Source organism: Lancefieldella parvula, from assembly GCF_963530955.1.
In the GTDB taxonomy this organism is placed as follows: Bacteria; Actinomycetota; Coriobacteriia; order Coriobacteriales; family Atopobiaceae; genus Lancefieldella; species Lancefieldella parvula_A.
The window spans coordinates 1-2,579 of record NZ_CAUSFQ010000131.1 but is presented as its reverse complement, the minus strand read 5'-3'; the positions used below and the strand labels follow the sequence as shown (position 1 = coordinate 2,579).

Genomic DNA, 2,579 nt, shown 5'->3' with positions numbered 1-2,579 from the left:
ATCGGTACGATGATCAAGAGACTCTTCACGCTGAAGAATGCGGTTCTCCATGCTACGAAGCTCACTTTTGCGCTTCTTCTCTTCTGCTTCAGCAAGCTGCTTAAGTTGAAGAACTTCCTCTTTAGCCTCAAGAACAGCTTCTTTTTTTACTGTTTCTGCCTGACGGGCTGCCTCGGAAGCAATGCGCTCTGCATTGATCTGTGCATCTTTAAGCTGCTGCTCAGCTGTCTTAATCTTTGAATTACTAATGTTAGAGAGTACGCCATAGGCCAGACCTACTCCCACAATGAGGCAAACAATGCCTACTGCTAATGCTAATTCCATACCTACTCCTCAAATGGCAATTACAAGAGAGTTCAGGAGACTTTAGACACAACAGTATCTAAAGAACCCGCCATGAGCAGGATTCATTGGCTGGTCATGCCACATGCAGAGATAGATCAAATGTATGAGATACCTACTGTATACATGACGCTGGTTGCCCAGCGGAAATGAGCCTATTCACGGCATATTTATCGTATAGAGCATTGTAACTTTTGTCAATAAATAGCAGGTAGGAAAAGTAAAGTACACCAATACAACAGACTTATAAGCTAAGCAAATATAATCATTCAGATGTGGCGTTTTCATCCAAGATCTTTTTAGCAACAGATGATGCTATAGAAAATGAATATCCCTTTGTGGCGAGAAACCTGACAAGCTTCTCATAATCATTTTTTCCCGACAGGTGTTTTCTCTGGGCCAAAGAATACGCAACTTCAAATTCATCCACGTCAGAAAAATAAGCGTCAGGCCATCCAGGGAGTGTCTCAACTTCAATCCCTTTTTTAGAAATTTCAGTTTTAATTTTAAGAGGACCCCAGCCTTGCGAAATTTTAGAACGTATATAGACGTCTGCAAAACGACTGTCATTAATCAAACCAACTTCAACAGCCCTCTGCACTGCAGGGTCTCTTACATTCTTCTGATAGCCATCAAGCATGAGCTTTTTTTGAAGCTCAGCTGTAGAGTAGTCCCTTTTTACAATCAAAGCCTCAATACGACCTTTAATGCACTGCGTTGAAATCTCTTTTAGCTCATATAAAAACTCATTACGAGAAGAAGGTGTGAAAACACCATCTTTCTCTTTGTTCTGAAGAGCACGAGCTACTATTGGAGGGACAAAGAATTCCTCCGTCCCTCCAACTTCAGTTTCTAAAAGTATCTTTGCTTTAGGCTTTGCCTGACCTAGAACTGCCTGTTTCTTTTTTGGAAGCTCAATAGTCCAAGAAATTTCTGACATTATTCAGCAGAATCTTCCGTTGCAACCGGAGTGCCAACTTCAGAATCTTCATCAAATACAAGGCCACAAGCAACTCGTACTTTGTGATCAATCTCTTCCATGAGATCTGGATTGGCGGTAAGGAAAGATTTAGCTGCTTCTCTACCCTGGCCAAGACGCTCACCCTCATAGGTGAACCAAGCTCCAGATTTGTTGACAATCTCAAAATCAACAGCCATATCAAGAATGGAGCCCTCTTTGGAGATGCCTTGACCGTACATAATGTCAAACTCAGCAACCTTAAAAGGCGGAGCAACCTTGTTCTTTACAACCTTAACGCGAACACGGTTACCAACGTTTTCTCCGTTAACCTTAATGCTGTCAACACGGCGAATATCCATACGGACAGTAGAGAAGAACTTAAGAGCCCTACCACCAGAAGTGGTCTCTGGGCTTCCAAACATAACGCCAATCTTCTCTCTAAGTTGGTTAATGAAAATACAGAGTGTATTAGACTTTGAAAGAGAGCCAGCTAACTTACGAAGAGCTTGACTCATGAGACGAGCCTGAAGACCAACGCTAGAATCGCCAATTTCTCCCTCAATTTCTGCACGAGGAACAAGAGCAGCAACGGAGTCTACAACGACAACATCAATGGCGCCTGAGCGAACAAGCATGTCACAAATCTCAAGAGCCTGCTCACCAGTATCTGGCTGTGAAATTAAAACATCGTCAATATCAACGCCAATACGAGCCGCATAACCTGGGTCTAGTGCGTGCTCTGCGTCAATAAAGGCAACAACACCACCTAGTGCCTGAGCTTCTGCAAGAATTTCTAGTGAAAGTGTTGTCTTACCAGAGGACTCTGGTCCATAGATCTCTACGATACGGCCGCGAGGAACGCCGCCAATACCCAATGCTGCATCAAGAGCAAGTGAGCCAGTTGGAATAGCCTGAATATCAAAGGCAGGACCACCCTCACCTAAACGCATAATAGCGCCTGCACCAAATTTCTTCTCGATCTCTGCTGTAGTTGAAGAGATAACCTCATCCCTCTCATCACCAGTAGTACGAGCTTTAATCTCTTTTGAAACTGACTTTTTAGCCATGGATACTCCTTGCTCTTTTGTTACTAGAATAATATAAGAACAGACGTTCTATGTCAACGTCAAACATATACTCTATAGAGGGAATTTGTCTGAATTCTTACCTCTATTTTTCCGCTTTTGAGCAGCTAATTTCTTCTTAATTACAAATTTGACTCTTGAATTCTCAAAGCAAGTGCAACGTTTGGTGATGGTAGACTTCCCAAGGGCAC

At 42.8% G+C, this 2,579-nt stretch carries 3 protein-coding genes; all 3 read right to left on the bottom strand.

Annotated elements, in window-relative coordinates; genetic code table 11:
* Window positions 1-324 (bottom strand): Rnase Y domain-containing protein (locus tag RWJ43_RS06665; protein ID WP_314009153.1); only part of this gene is annotated, 324 nt, incomplete at its 3' end.
* Window positions 325-607: 283 nt separating this feature from the next.
* Window positions 608-1,282 (bottom strand): regulatory protein RecX, encoded by a 675-nt coding sequence (locus RWJ43_RS06660; protein WP_314009151.1) that lies wholly within the window; start codon window positions 1,280-1,282, stop codon window positions 608-610.
* Complete coding sequence (gene recA / locus RWJ43_RS06655; RefSeq protein WP_012808865.1) at window positions 1,282-2,370, bottom strand: recombinase RecA; 1,089 nt, start codon at window positions 2,368-2,370, stop codon at window positions 1,282-1,284. The genes RWJ43_RS06660 and recA overlap by 1 nt, the downstream gene beginning before the upstream one ends.
* Between the last annotated feature and the right edge of the window lie 209 nt (window positions 2,371-2,579).